15 protein-coding genes are annotated in these 16,833 nt (G+C 66.6%); 9 read left to right on the top strand and 6 right to left on the bottom strand.

Features of this window, described 5'->3' with window-relative positions:
• Positions 1 to 102 precede the first annotated feature (102 nt).
• Together ACNO8X_RS11240 and ACNO8X_RS11235 are read left to right on the top strand one after the other, a co-directional pair.
• A complete protein-coding gene (locus ACNO8X_RS11240) occupies positions 103 to 1,521 on the top strand; it encodes an O-antigen ligase family protein (RefSeq protein ID WP_418005348.1) in 1,419 nt (472 codons plus the stop codon).
• 48 nt (positions 1,522 to 1,569) lie between these two features.
• Positions 1,570 to 3,114, top strand: a complete 1,545-nt coding sequence (locus tag ACNO8X_RS11235) for a beta-galactosidase (RefSeq protein ID WP_418005347.1) — start codon at positions 1,570 to 1,572, stop codon at positions 3,112 to 3,114.
• Here the strand turns inward: ACNO8X_RS11235 and ACNO8X_RS11230 are convergent.
• From ACNO8X_RS11230 to ACNO8X_RS11205, 6 genes are read right to left on the bottom strand one after another with little or no spacing between them, the layout of a single operon-like run.
• On the bottom strand, positions 3,105 to 4,247 hold the full coding sequence (locus ACNO8X_RS11230; RefSeq protein WP_418005346.1) for a glycosyltransferase: 1,143 nt from the start codon (positions 4,245 to 4,247) through the stop codon (positions 3,105 to 3,107). The genes ACNO8X_RS11235 and ACNO8X_RS11230 overlap by 10 nt on opposite strands.
• Positions 4,244 to 5,410, bottom strand: a complete 1,167-nt coding sequence (locus ACNO8X_RS11225) for a hypothetical protein (RefSeq protein ID WP_418005345.1) — start codon at positions 5,408 to 5,410, stop codon at positions 4,244 to 4,246. Before ACNO8X_RS11225 ends, ACNO8X_RS11230 begins: the two co-directional genes overlap by 4 nt.
• A 31-nt stretch (positions 5,411 to 5,441) precedes the next feature.
• Positions 5,442 to 6,569 carry a glycosyltransferase family 4 protein gene (locus ACNO8X_RS11220; RefSeq protein ID WP_418005344.1) on the bottom strand — a complete coding sequence of 376 codons (1,128 nt, stop codon included), beginning with the start codon at positions 6,567 to 6,569 and terminating at the stop codon, positions 5,442 to 5,444.
• Positions 6,569 to 7,246 (bottom strand): acyltransferase, encoded by a 678-nt coding sequence (locus tag ACNO8X_RS11215; RefSeq protein WP_231575508.1) that lies wholly within the window; start codon positions 7,244 to 7,246, stop codon positions 6,569 to 6,571. The genes ACNO8X_RS11220 and ACNO8X_RS11215 overlap by 1 nt, the downstream gene beginning before the upstream one ends.
• Before the next feature lie 54 nt (positions 7,247 to 7,300).
• The gene (locus tag ACNO8X_RS11210) at positions 7,301 to 8,446 is read right to left on the bottom strand and encodes a glycosyltransferase (RefSeq protein ID WP_418005343.1); all 1,146 of its coding nucleotides are present in this window, start codon (positions 8,444 to 8,446) and stop codon (positions 7,301 to 7,303) included.
• Complete coding sequence (locus ACNO8X_RS11205; protein WP_418005342.1) at positions 8,446 to 9,630, bottom strand: glycosyltransferase; 1,185 nt, start codon at positions 9,628 to 9,630, stop codon at positions 8,446 to 8,448. Before ACNO8X_RS11205 ends, ACNO8X_RS11210 begins: the two co-directional genes overlap by 1 nt.
• Before the next feature lie 409 nt (positions 9,631 to 10,039).
• Between ACNO8X_RS11205 and ACNO8X_RS11200 the strand changes: the two genes are divergently transcribed.
• From ACNO8X_RS11200 to ACNO8X_RS11170, 7 genes are all read left to right on the top strand, one after another.
• Entirely contained in the window at positions 10,040 to 10,768 is a 729-nt protein-coding gene (locus ACNO8X_RS11200; RefSeq protein WP_231575506.1) for a class I SAM-dependent methyltransferase, read from the top strand.
• Positions 10,769 to 10,827: 59 nt separating this feature from the next.
• A complete protein-coding gene (locus ACNO8X_RS11195) occupies positions 10,828 to 12,456 on the top strand; it encodes an acyl-CoA carboxylase subunit beta (protein ID WP_418005341.1) in 1,629 nt (542 codons plus the stop codon).
• Between the two features lie 23 nt (positions 12,457 to 12,479).
• Positions 12,480 to 12,734 carry an acyl-CoA carboxylase subunit epsilon gene (locus ACNO8X_RS11190; protein ID WP_418005858.1) on the top strand — a complete coding sequence of 85 codons (255 nt, stop codon included), beginning with the start codon at positions 12,480 to 12,482 and terminating at the stop codon, positions 12,732 to 12,734.
• 31 nt (positions 12,735 to 12,765) lie between these two features.
• Entirely contained in the window at positions 12,766 to 13,410 is a 645-nt protein-coding gene (locus ACNO8X_RS11185; RefSeq protein ID WP_418005340.1) for a Maf family protein, read from the top strand.
• 84 nt (positions 13,411 to 13,494) lie between these two features.
• Positions 13,495 to 14,799 carry an NAD(P)/FAD-dependent oxidoreductase gene (locus tag ACNO8X_RS11180; protein ID WP_418005857.1) on the top strand — a complete coding sequence of 435 codons (1,305 nt, stop codon included), beginning with the start codon at positions 13,495 to 13,497 and terminating at the stop codon, positions 14,797 to 14,799.
• Positions 14,796 to 15,518 carry a DUF1365 domain-containing protein gene (locus ACNO8X_RS11175; protein ID WP_418005339.1) on the top strand — a complete coding sequence of 241 codons (723 nt, stop codon included), beginning with the start codon at positions 14,796 to 14,798 and terminating at the stop codon, positions 15,516 to 15,518. The genes ACNO8X_RS11180 and ACNO8X_RS11175 overlap by 4 nt, the downstream gene beginning before the upstream one ends.
• A complete protein-coding gene (locus ACNO8X_RS11170; protein WP_418005338.1) occupies positions 15,515 to 16,804 on the top strand; it encodes a class I SAM-dependent methyltransferase in 1,290 nt (429 codons plus the stop codon). Before ACNO8X_RS11175 ends, ACNO8X_RS11170 begins: the two co-directional genes overlap by 4 nt.
• Positions 16,805 to 16,833: the final 29 nt, after the last annotated feature.

Genomic DNA, 16,833 nt, shown 5'->3' with positions numbered 1-16,833 from the left:
GCTCACAGATTAACGGCTGGGAACCGGACCGACCATTCAGACGCGCCACGGGTCCGGGCAACCTGCTTGAGCTTAGCTGGTCGAGCTGAGAACATAGTCGGCATGAACGCCCGTGTGGGTCAACTTCGCAATCTTAAATCATCGGCCGTGATTCTGGCCGGGATCGTGGGGTTGGTCTGGTTGGCGACGTCTTTCGGCCAGCTCACTTTGTTGGGCATTGTCGCTATTGCCGCGGTGGTTGCCGGCATCTATGTCGGTTTGCGGCATCCCCTGTGGTTCTTGTACGTATTGGCGGTGGTCACGGGCGCGCTGCCATTCGGGTATTTCCCCGGCGTTCACGTCCCCTTATATCTACCGTTCGCATTCGGTGCGGTGGTTGCGCTGTTCGTGCATCCCCGACTGGCCCGCCCCATTCACCCGCTGGAATGGTCGATCATCGCGCTCGTGGTGACGTCCATCGCGTCAGTCGCGGTAACCGGCGTCGGCGTGGGCGACGTCATCCAGATCGTCCGGTGGTCGGTCGTGACCCTCGTCGCGATCGCGCTGAGCAGCCTGTCCGGTGAACATCTGGAGAAATTCGGCCGCATATTCGTCTACTCGACGTTGGCGAACGCCGTATTCGGCTTGTACATCGTGGCTTTCGACCCCAACCAGACCTCATTCAAATATCTGCGGGTCTTCGGCTATGCCGCGGAGTACACCGCCACCCGCTTCGCCTTCGCCGAAGGCGGCGCCGAGCGATCAATGCGACTGGGCGGCACGTCAGTCGACCCCAATGCCGAAGGTATCGCGCTGGTCGTGGCCATCGCGATCGGCATGGTCGTGCTGGCCGGCTGGCAGCGCATCGTGGTCGAGGGCGTTTTCCTCGTCGCGCTGCTGCTGACCCTGAGCCGGGCCGGCATGTTCACCATCGTCGCGGGCGTGCTGTTGGTGCTGACCTTCCACACCATGCGGTCGCGGGACCGCGGGTGGGCCCTCGCCGCGATGGTCGCCGCCGTCGGAACCGCGGCGGCGATACCGGAAGTGCGCACCAGGTTCGCGCATTCGTTCAGCAGTGACGACGTCGGTTCCACCTCCCGAATTGATGCGATCCGCGAATTCCCCGACACCATGGCTGGTTACTGGTTGTTCGGAAAAGGGTGGAACCGCCTCGAATTCCGGGACGGCAACTACGCGTTTGTGCTGAACCACGTCTCCAACGCACCATTGCTGACGATTTACCGTGGCGGCATCTTCACCGGCCTGGCGTTCTTTGCGATCATGCTGATCGGTTGCATCATGAGCTACCGGGCCATCCGCTCCAATTCATTTCCGTGGGCGGTGTATGGCGGCATCTTCATCGGATTCTGCGTTGTCGCGCTCCAACTCGACCACCCGGTGGTCGGTATCCCGCCCGCTACCCTCAAATTCTCGATTTTGCTGGCATTCCTGGTGCATATAGATCGAGAACGCCGAGATCAGAAACGGCTGCGACACGCCCAAGCAGATTCACAGCAAATGCCCATCGCTGCTGCACACTGAGTGCGCGTTTGCTCCCTGCGACGCACTTCATAGGTGAAGGGCGGTTGCATGATGCCCGGGAAGCGCCCCACAGGATCTGCCCGCCGCTTCACCAGCGTGGCATCGACGATCGCCGGCACCATGGTGTGCACCCTCATCGCCCTGACCGGCATCCCGGGCGATGCCCCTGAACGGGTCGCCATCGCCGAGCGGGCCAATGTCGTCTCCCTGCCGACGACGATCGGATTCGCCGACTCCGACATCTACGGCCTGTCGCAGGACGACGTGAATCGAACGTTGACCCTGATGGCCAACAACCGGGTGAACACCATCAGGTTGATGATTCCGTGGGCCGGGGTCGAGCCGCTGCTCGGCCAACTCGACTGGAGCCTGGTCGACAAGACGGTGAACGCCGCTGCCGCCATGAACATGTCGATCATCGCGTTCATCAACGCCACCCCGCCGTGGGCCATGTCGCAGGGCGGTCTGCCGCTGAGCAGCCGGCCCAAGGATCCGGACATGTACGGCGCGTTCGCCGCGAAGGTGGCCACCCGCTACAAGGGGAAGATCTCCGCATACGAGATCTGGAACGAGCCGAACGCGGTGTTCTTCTACAGCCCCGCACCGGATCCCGCCGGCTACACCGATCTGCTGAAGTCGGCCTACCCACGGATCAAGGCCGTCGATCCGGATGCGACGGTGATCGGCGGGGTCGTCGGCGCGGTGGTGGATTTCGGCTCGTGGGCGATCAACCCCGTGCGCTTCATCGCCGGGATGTACGCCGCAGGCGCCAAGGGGAACTTCGACGCGCTGTCGTTTCACCCGTACAACTACAACCTGAAGTTCTCCGACGGCATGCTGATCGCGAATTCGCCTGTCCTGCAATTGGTTCAGATGCGCCAGGTGATGATCGACAACGGCGACGAGGAAAAGCGGATCTGGGCCACCGAGTACGGCGAGCCCACCTCGGTGGTCAACGAAACCACCCAGGCCGCCTACCTGAAGGACATCTACACCAAGTGGCAGGAAATGCCGTACACCGGCCCGCTGATGGTGTACACCACGCGTGACCGGAAGACCGGAAGCAATCAGGCGGACGCCACCGTCGGCCTCTACCGCAGCGACTGGACGCCGAAGCCCGCGGCGGCTGAGCTGGCGGCGACCATCGCCGCCGGCGTGCCGAAATCACCGGAATTCCAGCGCTTTTCGCAGATCACCGATCCCGCACACGGTTCGATCCTCAGCCCGGTGTTCAAAGCCACCAAGACGGTGTGGGCGCAGGTGCGCACGATCAACACCATCTACGAGATGCCGAGCGGCTACGTGTCGTCGCCGCGCCCGGTGGCCGACGTTGCGATGGCGCGCAACTCAGTGCCCGCGAGCCTGTTCGCCAACGGCCAACAGGACTTCTCCGGGGGCAGCCAGTTCCGGGTGTGGTGGTCGCCCGAGACCGGTGCACACTGGGCCTCTAGCGCGTTCGCGCAGGCCTGGAAGCCGCAACTGGGGCTCGCCACCATCGACGAGCGCTACGTCAACGGCACCAACCGCGTCGACTTCCAGCACGGCTACATGGTCTGGGCGCCGTGGGTGGGCGTGAAGGTCTACTACACCTGATTCTCGCCGCGCAGCAGGTCGGCCACCGCCCGGTGCGGCAATCGGTCCTGCCACCGCTGACGATTGATCTCGTACAACTGGTTCCCGAGGTCGACCGCGGCCGGCACCTCGGTGAGCAGGCGGCGGCATTCGGCGATGAACGCGGCGTCGTCGTCCAACGGGCGCAGCCCGAAGATCGGCCCGAGTGATCCGATGGCGGCGGTGGTCGCCACCGCGGGCAGCCCGATCCGGATGGTGTCCAGCAGCTTGACGCGGACTCCCCCGCCGGTGCTGATCGGTGCGACCAGGGCGCGGCAGGTGCCGAGGAACGCCCCGAGGTCGTCGACGAATCCGAGGTCGCGGACCCCGTCGGGGTAGACGGGGTCGGCCGCACCGGGCTTCTTCGCCCCGATGATGCACAGTTCGGCGCCGGCGATGCCCGCCGAAATCCGCGGCCACAGTTCGAGGGCCCGCAGGAACCCCTCCTGGTTGGGTGGCCAGTCGCGGGTGCCCATGAACACCAGCCGGGGCGGGGACGCCGCGACGTCGACCTGCGTGCCCGGCGGCATCGTGATGTCCATGAAGCGGGCGTCGCGGACACCGTTGTCGCGGTAGTACCCGGCTTCCTCGGCGTCGTAGGTGCTGACGCCGTCGGCCGCGCGCGCGACGCGCAGTTCGTCACGGATCAGCCGAGGTTCCTCGATGCGCCCGAGCGCGCCGCGGGAGGCCCGCCAGACCAGCGACTCACTCACGTTGGTGTTGACGACGAGTCGCCTCTTGCCGAAATGCTTGCTGCGGAAGAAGGATTCGGCCATGTAGCTGTGTTCGGCGACGAACACGTCGGCGTCGCTGCGGTCGATGGCGCGGACCAGCTCGTCGGTGTCGAAGCGGACATGCACCAGGCTGCGCCGGCGCCGCAGGGAGTCGATGAGCAGCCGGTGCGGGCGCACGGCCGGCTTGTGCACCCGCTGCAGCGGCAGGCCGCCGGGAATCAGGTCGGCGGTGACGGTGCCGGGTTCGGGCGACAGGGCGATGGCCGACACCTCGAACGAGTCGGCAGCCAGCCGCATGAGCATGCGGGCCAGCGCGACGTCACCGGTGTGTTCGAGCACCGGGTCTTTCGACAGGATGAACGCGGCCTTCGGTGTGGTCATGATTCCCGGGTGTGATCGGACGGCTCGGCGGTCGGTACTGCTTCGCGCGGCCGGTACACCGCCCAGGTGAACCCGGCCAGCATGATCGCGTCGGCGACGGTGGCCGCGATGGCGGCGCCCACCGCGCCGAGCGGCGTCAACGTCGCCAGGGCAGCGACCATACCGAGCTTCACCGGCACCAGTCCGACCGCGATGGTGAGCCGGAAGACGTCGCGACGCTGGGTGTACAGGATCACCTGGAGCACGAAGATGCAGATGCGCAGGGCGGCGAAGCCACCCATGATCATCATGGTCGTGGCCAGCTGGGTCGGCGCCCCGAAGGCGAACAGGCAGGCGCCGATGATCAGCAGCAGCGAACCCCCGAGCGCCGCCATCCGCAGGATGTTGCGCAGCGGTGGGGCCGCGGACAGGTCACCGCCACTCTCGCGCAGCGGCTCGTGGTAGGTCATGCCGAAGGACTGGCCGGCGGCTGCCACGGCGGCCGCCACCACCCACGCCAGCTGGTAATAGCCGGCTGCCTTGGTGTCCACGAGGGTGCCGAGCATCAGCACGTCGCCGCCCAGATACAGGGTGGTGCCGAGCATTTCGCCGGTGAGCGCCGCGATCAACCGAGGCGGGCCGGGCGGTGCCGGCCGGTGACCGATGGCCAACTTGGCCCCGACCAACAGCGCCAGCACATAGGGCGTGCAGTACAGCAGCGACGCGTGGGTGAGCGTCGGGTGCGCCGCCGTGTACAGGTACACCGCGCCGATGCCGGCGCTGGTGAACTGCCGCGCCGTGTCGAGGCGATACACCTTGTCCGGGTGGCCATCTCGCGCAGACTGGCTCTTCACCACGTTCATGGCGATCTCACCGCCGGCGACCATCAGGCCGAAGCCGATGACGTAGTTGAGGTCGAAGGTGGCCGCGCCGGCGGTGACCAGCCCCAGCGCGAGCAGGTAGCGCATGGTGCGTTCGCGAAGGAAGTGCTCTTCGGATTCCCGGATGGCCCGGACCGCGAAGGCGTTGTCGATGGTGTTGCCGACGATGCCGTTGAGGACCGTCGCCATGGCGTACAAACCGTATTCGGAGACGCCGAGGCGCTGGACGATGATCAGCGTCCACAGCAGGCCCACCCCGCGACCGCCGTAGATCCAGATCAGGGAGATGAGCGTCTTCGCCACATTACGGCCGGGCGCTTCGGTGGCAGTCAGGTCACACGCTCACAGATGATCGGGACAGCAGGTCGGTCCACACCCGGCCGAAAGCCTCGGCGGTGCGCGGCCCGGAACAGGCTGCACGGTAGGCCTCGACGTGCCGGCCGAACTCGGCCAGCCGCTGATCGTCGTCGACGAGGGACACGATGGCCTGGGCCAATGAGGCCGCGATCTGCTCGGCGTCCTTGTCGCCGATAGGGACCACCAGGGCACCGGTGCGCTCGTCGAGTTCTGCCAGTGCGCCGTAGTCGGTGCACACCACGGGCGTGCGGTACGCCATCGAGTGGGCCACCGAGCCGGACGCCGGATAGGTCTCGGCGTAGAAGTGCCGCTTGCCGTACGGAATCACCACGGCCCGCACCGAATCGAAGAACGCATCCTCGGCCGCACCGTCGACCGGGCCCACGATCTCCACCCCGGGGCCACCCGGCAACGCCTCGGTCCCCCGGCCCGCCACCCGGATCACGATGTCATCGGGCAACTGCCGGCGAATCCGGGCGATCTGCTCAAAACCCTTGCCCCGATACACATGCCCGAAGAAACCGACCGCCTTCGGCCGCTCGGTCAGCGGACGCAACTGCGGCCGTTCGGAGATGATGTGCGGCACGGCGGCGACGTGGGAATCGGGGTAGGTGGCCTTGATGGAGTCCGCGCCGATCTGACTCAACGCGACCATCGTCCGATCACCGTTGACGACACCCTCGACCATCCGCGACACCGGACGCAACGGGTAGTGCAAGCCGTGCATGACGAGCCGGTGCTCGGCCACGAACCGCGTCCGCGCCGGCCACCAGATGCCCTGCGGCGGATCATGAACCGTCGCCGTCACCGGCACCCCACGCAACCCGGCAATGGACCAGAACGCCGACACCGCACCGGCCGCCAGCTCCGCGTGCACCAACACCCGCCCCGGCTTCCCGCCGGCCACCATTTCGGCGACCGCGCGCCGGTGCCCCCGCACCTGGGCTACCGTCTCGGCGCCGGGTCCCAGGGTGCGACGTTGCATGACCTCGCCGAACAGTGGCTGCACCGCGTTGACGAAATTCTCGGCGTAGTCACCCACCGCCGTCTGGCCTTCGGCCGGCCCTATGTAGACCAACCGGTACTCGCGTAGATCGACCGGCATCAGCAGAACAGCGGCCGGTACTTTGCGCTGTAGCCCAAGGCATCCGGATTTCGCTTGGCGAACACTTTGGCGGGGTTGCCGCCGACCACGTCGAGCGGGGCCACATCTTTGACCACCAGCGCCTGTGCGGCGACGACGGCGCCGCGGCCGATCAGCGCGGGCAGCACCATGGCCCGGCTGGCGATCCAGACGTAGTCCTCGATCACCGTCGGGATCGGGATCGGCAGGAAGTCCGGGTGATTGATGTCGTGACCACCGCCGAGCAGGTGCACGTCGCTCGCGATGGTGACGTTGTCGCCGATCCACAGGCCGGCGCGCGCGTCGAGCAGACACCGGAACCCGATGGTGGTGCCGTTGCCGATCGTCAAGAATTCGATGTCGAGGATGGTGGTACCGCGCATGATGGTCGACCACTCACCGATGGTGGCGCCGAACAGCCGCAGGAAGCCCTGGCGGATGGCGTGCGACGGGATGTGCGTGATGAACATGTTGAACAGCAGTTCACCAATTCGGTTGCGCGCCTTGCGGCGAACGTCCATGGCCTGCATCTTGTAGTAAGTGACGCGACCGTCCTCGCCGAGCTCCCATTCCGGCTCGGGTGGCAATTTCAAAGTAGGCGCGGCCGCTTTCTTGCGTGCCACATCTGCCGGGTCTGCCGTTGCCGGCTCGCCAATCACGTTGTTCGCTCCCGTCGTCCCGGATTCCGAGTTAACCACAGTGTTTCGGCCTCGTCAGTGCAGTCGGCCCTGGCGCGCCAGCATCTCCGACCACTTTGCGGCGTAGGCGGCGGCGACGTTCTCCGGCGAGCGTTCGCGACGGGTCCGGTCGGCGTTCACCTCCAGTTGCTTGAGCCGGATTTCGTCATTGAGCAGCGATTCGATGGCCGCGGAGAAGCCGGCCGGCAGCGCCTTCGGGTCGTCGGAGTCCATGGGCACGACGACCGCGCCGGTCTCGGTGCCGAATTCGGCCAGCGAGCCGTAGTCGGTGCACACCACCGGTGTGCGGTAGGCCATGGCGTGCGCCGCGACAGAGGACGCGGGGTAGGTCTCGGCGTAGAAATGCCGCTTGCCGTACGGAATCACCACGGCCCGCACCGAATCGAAGAACGCATCCTCGGCCGCACCGTCCACCGCGCCCACGATCTCCACCCCGGGCCCGCTCGGCAACGCCTCGGTCCCCCGGCCCGCCACCCGGATCACGATGTCATCGGGCAATTCCCGGCGAATCCGGGCGATCTGCTCGAAACCCTTGCCCCGGTACACATGCCCGAAGAAACCCACCGCCTTCGGCCGCTCGATCACCGGGCGGACCTTGGGCCGCTCGCAGACGAGATAGGGGACGTACGCCACGTCGGTGTTCGGATAGGTGTCGCGAATGGACTGTGCGCCGATCTGGCTCAGCGCGAACAACGTCCGATCGCCGTTGACCATACCCTCGAGCATCCGCGACACCGGACGCAACGGGTAGTGCAACCCATGCATCACCAGCTTGTGCCGTGCCACGAACTTCGTGCGACCCGGCCACCAGATGCCCTGCGGCGGATCATGAACCGTCGCCGTCACCGGCACCCCACGCAACCCCGCGATCGACCAGAACGCCGACACCGCACCGGCCGCCAGCTCCGCGTGTACCAGCACCCGCCCCGGCTTGCCGGCCGCAACCAGGCCCGCCACCGCGCGCCGGTGCTCCAGGACTTCCCGCGCGCTGTCCGACCCCGGACCCAAGGTGCGGTGCTCGACCAACTCGCCGACATGTGGCCGCAGCGCGCGGGTCAGGTTCTCCGCGTAGTCGCCGACCGCCGTTTCGTGGTCCGCCGGCCCGATGTACACCAGGCGGTAGTCCTTCAGCGTGGCGACCGGGGTCGCGTCTGGTGCCATCAGTACCCGGCCAGCTTGTCGACGGCTTCGTGCAGTCGAGCGCTGAACGTGTCCTCGGTGAACTGGGAGACGTGGTGCTTGATCTTCTCCTGGTCCCACGTCGCCGACTCGAATCGGTCCAGCGCCTCGCGAACCGAATCCGGTTGCGGTTCATCGAAATACAGGCCCGTGACGCCCTCGTCGATGGTGTCGAGGAAGCCGCCGAAGCGCAGGGCGACGCTCGGCCGGCCCCACACCCCCGCCTCGATCGGGGTCAGGCCGTAGTCCTCGAAACTCGACGACATCAGCGCCCGGCAGTTCTTGTAGAGCCAGGCCATCTGACCGTCGGTGAGGTTGTGGAGCATGGTGACGTTGTCGGTCTTCATCGACCGCAGGCGCTCGGCCTCCGGCCCGTTGCCGACGACCACCAGCTGCCGGTCGCTGCCCGCGAACGCCCGCACGATGACGTCGACGTTCTTGTACGGCAGCAGTCGGCACACCACCAGGTAGAAGCTGCCGTCCGGATCGCTCAGATCGACCTTGTCCTCGAGCTCTTCGACGGGCTCGACGGCGTACGACCTCGACATCGCCACCGGAGCGAACATCACCTCGGCATCGATGTCGTAGGCCTTCTTGACGTACCCGCTGATCATGGTCGAGATCGCGAGGTACTTGTCGGCGGCGAGCGCCTGCCGGCGGTCCCAGTCCAGCAACCGCTTCTTGGTGAGTTTGAGGCCGAGACTCTTGATCGGGTTCGCGTGGTCCCCGAGGTAGGCCTCGGTCTGGTACAGCCAGCGCGCCGGGTTGTAGCAGTAGACGAGCTTCTTGCCGTTGGTGCGGAAACCGTGCGACCAGCCGCTGCAGCTCGCCAGCACGACGTCGGCGTCGATGTACATCGACTCGGCGACTCGCGGGTAGATCGGCAGGGCCGCCCGGTGGTATTTGCGGGCCAGACCCACCTTGTTCAGCGCGGAAACCCGGATATCCAGATCGGCAAACTCCGGATAGGTCAGCTCGGGGTCGTACAGCATCGTGTACAGCGGGGCGTCCGGGAACGCCTTGGTCATCGACAGGACAACTTTCTCCGCACCGCCGAACTGGGTCAGATAGTCGTGGGCGAGCGCAACCTTCGGCCCGTCCACTCCGTCGTACTTGCGCGTCGAATGCACTGTTGAATATCCCCTTGCGCCGATCGGGCGGATCATTTCGCGGTCGTGAAGTCAGCTACCCGAAAACAGCGGGCACGCATATCGAACCGCAAACTTACGCAAATGACAAGCTAAATGCATCGGACCTGCACAGGACCCACCCCAGACGTCGCGCACCTGCCGCCTCAGCTAAGCGTCAGCCGGTACCGCGGGTCCGCCCGTGACGGCCGGACGCCGCGGCCGGAATGCCCAGACACGGCGGACCCGACCAGGCATTACCCCGCGCCGGCCCGGCGCGCGCACCCGGCCGCGCCGAGGACCCGCTCAGCAAATGCCACAGCCTGAACGGTGTTCAACTCAAGCCACGGGCGGGACACGCGCGCGGAGTGTATATTGACCTACCAGCAAACTGCTGACGCAGGACGCGCCAGCCACGGGGGCGGAACAATCTATGAACGGTGCGCAGATGAGCGGTACACACGTGGACGTCGACTACAAGGACCTGGACACCCTGTGGCAGGGCTACGACGAGTCCGTCCGCACGCTGGCCGAGCGCGAAGGCGTCAAGGCCGTCGCCGAACTCGGTGGCGGGGCCAACCCGATCATCGGCGGCGACGACTGGAACTTCGCCGACGAGCGCGTCGTCATCGACATCTCGGCCACCGAGCTGGCCAAGGCCAACAGCCGCGTGCACACCCGCGTCGCCGATCTCTGCAAACCGATCGACAACGAGTTGAATGCATACGACCTGGTGTTCTCCAAGATGCTCTGCGAGCACCTGCCCGATGCCCGGACGTTCCATGAGAACTGCTTCAAACTCCTTCGCCCAGGCGGACTTTCGGTGCATTTCTTCCCGACGCTGTTCGCGTTCCCGTTCGTGGTCAACCTGCTGATCCCGGAGCAGGCGGCACGCACGGTCATCAGCAAGCTGCAGCCGGGGCGCCTGCAGAACCCGCACCACGAGAAGTTCCCGGCCTACTACCGCTGGACCACCGGCCCCACCCAGAAGGCCATCAAGCGCTACGAAAGCGTGGGCTTCGAGGTCGAATCCTGGTCCGGCGCCTACGGCCACGGCTACTACCGCGTGCTCCCGCCGCTCGACGCCCTCGAGCGCGCGAAGAGCCGTTTCCTTCTTAAGCACCCGGTCCCGGCGCTCACCAGTTTCGCAGCAGTGGTCCTGCGCAAACCGGCGTGACCCGCCGAGTGAGCACCCCAACTTCACAACTTTCTTAGAGAACCGTTAACATCGTCGCCATGACGAGCGTGACCGAGCCAACGGTGGACAAGGCGATCGACATCCACACCACCGCAGGCAAGCTGGAAGACCTGCGTAGGCGTACCGAAGAGACCCTGCATCCCGTCGGCGAGGCCGCCGTGGAGAAGGTCCACCAGAAGGGCAAGCTCACCGCCCGCGAGCGCATCCTGGCGCTGCTGGACGAGGGTTCGTTCGTCGAACTCGACGCGCTGGCCAAGCACCGGAGCACCAACTTCGGCCTGGGTGACAAGCACCCGCTCGGCGACGGCGTGGTGACCGGCTACGGCACCATCGACGGCCGCGAGGTCTGCATCTTCAGCCAGGACGCCACCGTCTTCGGCGGCAGCCTCGGCGAGGTCTACGGCGAGAAGATCGTCAAGGTCCAGGAGCTGGCCATCAAGACCGGCCGCCCGCTGATCGGCATCAACGACGGCGCCGGCGCCCGCATCCAGGAGGGTGTGGTCTCGCTCGGCCTGTACAGCCGCATCTTCCGCAACAACATCCTCGCCTCGGGTGTCATCCCCCAGATTTCGCTCATCATGGGTGCCGCGGCCGGTGGCCACGTCTACTCCCCCGCGCTCACCGACTTCATCATCATGGTCGACCAGACCAGCCAGATGTTCATCACCGGACCGGACGTCATCAAGACCGTCACCGGCGAAGAGGTCACCATGGAGGAGCTGGGCGGCGCCCACACCCATGAGGCCAAGTCCGGCACCGTGCACTACGTCGCCTCCGGCGAGCAGGACGCCCTGGACTACGTCCGTGACCTGCTGAGCTACCTGCCGCCGAACAACTACGCCGAGCCGCCGCGCTTCCCCGCGCCGCCGCACCCGGGCGCCATCGAGGACAACCTCACCGACGAGGACCTCGAGCTCGACACGCTGATCCCGGATTCGCCGAACCAGCCGTACGACATGCACGAGGTCATCTCGCGCATCCTCGACGACGACGAGTTCCTCGAGATCCAGCAGGGCTACGCGCAGAACATTGTCATCGGCTTCGGCCGCATCGACGGCCGCCCCGTCGGCATCGTGGCCAACCAGCCGACGCAGTTCGCCGGCTGCCTGGACATCAACGCCTCGGAGAAGGCCGCGCGGTTCATCCGCACCTGCGATGCCTTCAACATCCCGATCATCATGCTGGTGGACGTCCCGGGCTTCCTACCGGGCACCGAGCAGGAGTTCAACGGCATCATCCGCCGCGGCGCCAAGCTGCTGTACGCCTACGGTGAGGCCACCGTCGCCAAGATCACCGTCATCACCCGCAAGGCCTACGGCGGCGCGTACTGCGTCATGGGCTCCAAGGACATGGGTTGCGACGTCAACCTGGCGTGGCCGACGGCCCAGATCGCCGTCATGGGTGCCTCGGGTGCGGTCGGCTTCGTCTACCGCTCCGAGCTCAAGGCCGCCGCGGCCAACGGCGACGACGTCGACGCCCTCCGCCTCCAGCTGCAGCAGGAGTACGAAGACACCCTGGTGAACCCGTACGTCGCCGCCGAGCGTGGCTACGTCGACGCGGTCATCCCGCCGTCGCACACCCGCGGCTACATCGCCAACTCGCTGCGGCTGCTGGAGCGCAAGATCGTCCAGACGCCGCCGAAGAAGCACGGGAACATTCCGCTGTGAGCGGGGCGAACGATTTGGCAGACGTGGGCGCCGACAGCGTGTCCGAAACCGATGCCACCGCAGAAGCGCCCGTGGCCCCGCTGTTCCAGGTGGTCAAGGGCAACCCGTCCGACGAGGAGCTCGCTGCTCTGGTGACGGTGCTGGCCTCGGCCTCCGGCGGCGGCGCCGCCGAGGCAGGCGACCGCAACGACTGGGGTCACCCGGTCTCCAAGCTGCGGTACGCGTACACCAGCTGGCAGCTGGTGACCCTGGTGGAGCGCACCTTCATCCGTCGCTGATGAGCGCTTGCGCGAAGAAGATTCGGCACTGATGCGGCTCGTGCTCGGCTCGGCCTCGTCCGGCCGGCTCAGCGTGCTGCGCAAGGCCGGTGTCGAACCGGTCGTGCTGGTGTCCGATGTCGACGAGGACGCGATCATCGCGTCTCTCGGCGACGCCGGCCCCGGCGACGTCGTGCGTGCCCTGGCGACAGCCAAGGCACAGCGGGTCGCCGAATCACTCTACCCGGATCTGTTGTCGGATTGCGTTGTGATCGGCTGCGATTCGATGCTCGAGTTCGACGGCCGACTGACCGGCAAGCCGGGCTCCCCCGATGTGGCACGGCAGCAATGGAATTCGATGGCCGGACGCAGCGCTGTCCTGCATACCGGGCACTGCGTGCTGCGCCTGCACGACGGCAACGTCACCGCCGCGGTCAGTGAACTCGGTTCCACCACAGTGCATTTCGGCGAGCCGAGCCCCGCCGATCTGGAGGCCTACATCGGCACCGGTGAACCCCTGTGGGTGGCGGGCGCGTTCACTCTCGACGGCCTCGGCAGCTGGTTCATCGACGGGATCGACGGCGACCCCTCCAACGTCATCGGGCTGAGCCTGCCGCTGCTGCGCCGGATGCTGGCACAGCTCGGGGTGTCCGTCGCCGAATTGTGGGCCGCGAACAGTCCCGGACCGTCCGAATAGATTTTTCCCGAAATCCACCTATCCGCACTGCAGCCCGCTCCGAATTCCTGGTGACCAACCAGGAGGGACGGCACAGTGCGGCGGATTGCAGTGATCGGGAGCGGCATATCGGGGCTCACCGCGGCCTGGGTGCTCGCGCGAGACGCGGAAGTCACACTGTTCGAAGCACAACCACGATGCGGCGGCCACGCACACACCCATGAATTGGCCGCTCGTCACGGCAGCAGCGGCACCGTCGGCGTCGACTCCGGCTTCATCGTGCACAACGACCGGACCTACCCGACCCTGCTTCGACTCTTCTCCGAACTCGGCGTCCGCACCCAGGAGTCCGACATGTCGATGTCGGTCTGCTGCGAAGGATGCGGCCTGGAGTACGCCGGGGCAAAAGGGCTGACCGGTCTCTTCGCCGCGCCGGGCTCGCTGTTCACCCCGCGCTATCTGCGCATGCTGGCGGAGGTGACGCGCTTCCACCGCCTCGCGCGCGCCGAACTCGCGCTCGGGGTGGCCGCCAGCCAGACCCTCGGTGAATTCCTCACGGCAGCAGGGTTTTCCAGCTATTTCATCGCGCATTTCATGGTGCCGTTGGTCGCCGCGGTCTGGTCGTGCCCACCGGACGTCGCACTCGACTATCCGGTCGGCTACCTGCTGGCGTTTCTCGACCACCACGGGATGTTGACGGTGTTCGGTTCGCCGACCTGGCGGACGGTCACCGGAGGGTCGGCGCGCTACGTCGAGGCGATCACCGCCAGGCTACCGTCGGTGCGCTCCGGGGTGCCCGTGCGCACCGTCACCCGCACCGCGAACGGAGTGACTGTGCGTGACGACACGGACCGAGTCGAGCAATTCGACGCGGCAGTGATCGCGACGCATCCGAATCAGGCCCTCTCGATCCTGGATCAGCCGGCGCCGGACGAGATCGAGATTCTCGGCGCCTTGCGGTACTCGATCAATCACACTGTGCTGCACACTGATACGTCACTGCTACCGCGCCGCATCGGGGCCCGCGCGTCGTGGAACTACCGGATGCCGTCCTGCGATGTGACCGCAGACCAGGTCCTGGTCAGCTACGACCTGACCCGCCTGCAGCGACTCGACGGGATCGCCGATCGCCGCTTCGTGGTGACGCTGGGCGGCGGCAGTCGGGTCGACCCGAGCCAGGTCATCGCCACCATGCTGTACGACCACCCGCAGTACTCCCCCGAGTTCCGCGCGGCGCAACAGCGCCTGCACACGCTCGGCGATCACCGGTTGGCATTCGCCGGCGCCTATCACGGCTGGGGTTTTCACGAGGACGGCGCGGTGTCCGGCGTCGTCGCGGCGGAGCGACTCGGCGGCAGGTGGAGCGGTCCGGTGCCGCCGCTGCTCCGTCCGGCGGGGAGCGTGGCATGAACCCACCACAGATCGTGCGGACCAGCATCCACCACGCTCGCACCGTCCCCGTGCGCCACGCGTTCACCTATCGCAGCTACAGCTGGCTGGTCGATCTCGACGCCGTGCCCCAACTCCCCCGGCTGCTGCGGCCGCTCGCCGGGTTTCATGCCGCCGACCACGTCGGCGATCCGCACCGGACGCTGCGCGAGAACGTCGATTCCTATCTGGACGCACACGGGATCGAACTCGGCGGTGGTCGTGTCCGAATGCTGGCCAACGCCAGGGTCTTCGGCTTCGTGTTCAATCCGCTGACCCTCTACTGGTGCCACGATGCCGCCGGCGCGCTGGTCTGTGTCGTCGCCGAGGTCCACAACACGTACGGCGGGCGGCACCGGTACCTGCTACGCGTCGATCATCGCGGCGAGGCGAGCGTGCCAAAGGCGTTCTACGTCTCGCCGTTCAACCCGGCGGGTGGCCGGTACGTGCTCCGGGTGCCTGCGCCTTCGCATGACCGGCTCAGCGTCGCGATCACGCTGCGCGACGCGTCCGGCGCGGTCGTCCTCACCGCCAGCTGGGCAGGGTCGATCCACCCCGCCCGCCCAGCAACCGTTTTGACCACCGCACTGGCAGCGCCGCTGGCGCCGCTGCTGGTCGCAGCACGCATCCGCTGGCAAGGCCTGCGCCTCTGGGCGCGCGGCCTGCCCCTGTATCCCCGCCCCCAGGAGGCCGCCCTATGACGAATCAGCTCCACGACGGTGCCGCGTACGATCCGTTCCTGCCGGCCAGGTGGACCGAAATCGCCCAGGTGCCAAGCGGTCTGCGCACCAGGCTGGGTGCCCCCGTCGCTCGCGCGTTGTTCAGGGGCGCCGTACGGGACCTGCCAGTGCGGGTGGAGTACCCGGATGGCACCGTACAGGGTGCAGCGGGAGCGGCAGACCCGGCTGCACCGCGAATGTTGTTGCACCGCCCCGATGATTTCTTCGGCCGGATCGCGAACAGTGGTCTGATCGGCTTCGGCGAGGCGTACATGGTCGGCGACTGGTCGGCGCCCGAGCTCACCGCCGTACTGACCGCGCTGGCGTCGCGCATCGACACGGTCGTACCAGCCATGTTCCAGGGACTGCGTACCGTTCTGCTGCCCCGGACACCCCGCAACCACCGCGGGGCGCGCGCGGACACCCGCGCGAACATCGCGCATCATTACGACCTGTCCAACGAGTTCTTCAGCATGTTCCTCGATCCGACGCTGACCTACTCGTGCGCGCTGTTCGGCACGCTCGACCCACCGCCGGCCTGGCGCGATCTGAACTGCGCACAGCAACGCAAGATCGACCGACTGCTCGATGCCACCGGCGTCGGGTTCGGCACGCGCCTGCTCGAAATCGGCACCGGCTGGGGCGAATTGGCGATCCGCGCCGCGCGGCGTGGAGCACACGTGCATACCGTGACACTGTCGCGCGAGCAGCAACTGCTGGCCCGGGAGCGCATCGCCGCCGCAGGGCTGTCGGACCGGATCACCGTCGAGATGTGCGATTACCGCGACATCACCGGCACCTATGACGCGATCATCTCCATCGAGATGATCGAGGCTGTCGGGTATCGCTACCTACCCGCCTACCTGCGCACGCTCGACAGCCTCCTCGATGTCGACGGACGCATCGGCCTACAGCTGATCACCATGCCGCACAAGCGCATGCTGGCTTCCCGCGACACCTACACCTGGGTGCACAAGTACATTTTCCCGGGCGGGTTCCTGCCGTCGGTGAAGCTCATCGAACGCTCGATCGCGGCGCACACCGAACTCCGGATCACCGACCGCCATTCGTTCGGGCCGCATTACGCCCACACCCTGAGACTGTGGCTGCAGCGATTCACGGCCAACAGCGCCGGCGCCGACGCACTGGGGTTCGACCGGGTTTTCCGGCGGATGTGGCGCTTCTACCTCGCCTACTCCGAAGCCGGCTTCGCTTCCGGTTACCTGGACCTGCACCAGCTGGTGCTGCAGCCGGAGGCACGCTCGTGAGCACGCCGTCCGGATCCGACGGGTTGTGC

This window comes from Mycobacterium sp. PDNC021 (assembly GCF_048282635.1).
Taxonomy (GTDB): Bacteria; Actinomycetota; Actinomycetes; order Mycobacteriales; family Mycobacteriaceae; genus Mycobacterium; species Mycobacterium llatzerense.
This window is presented reverse-complemented; position numbering and strand designations above follow the sequence as displayed.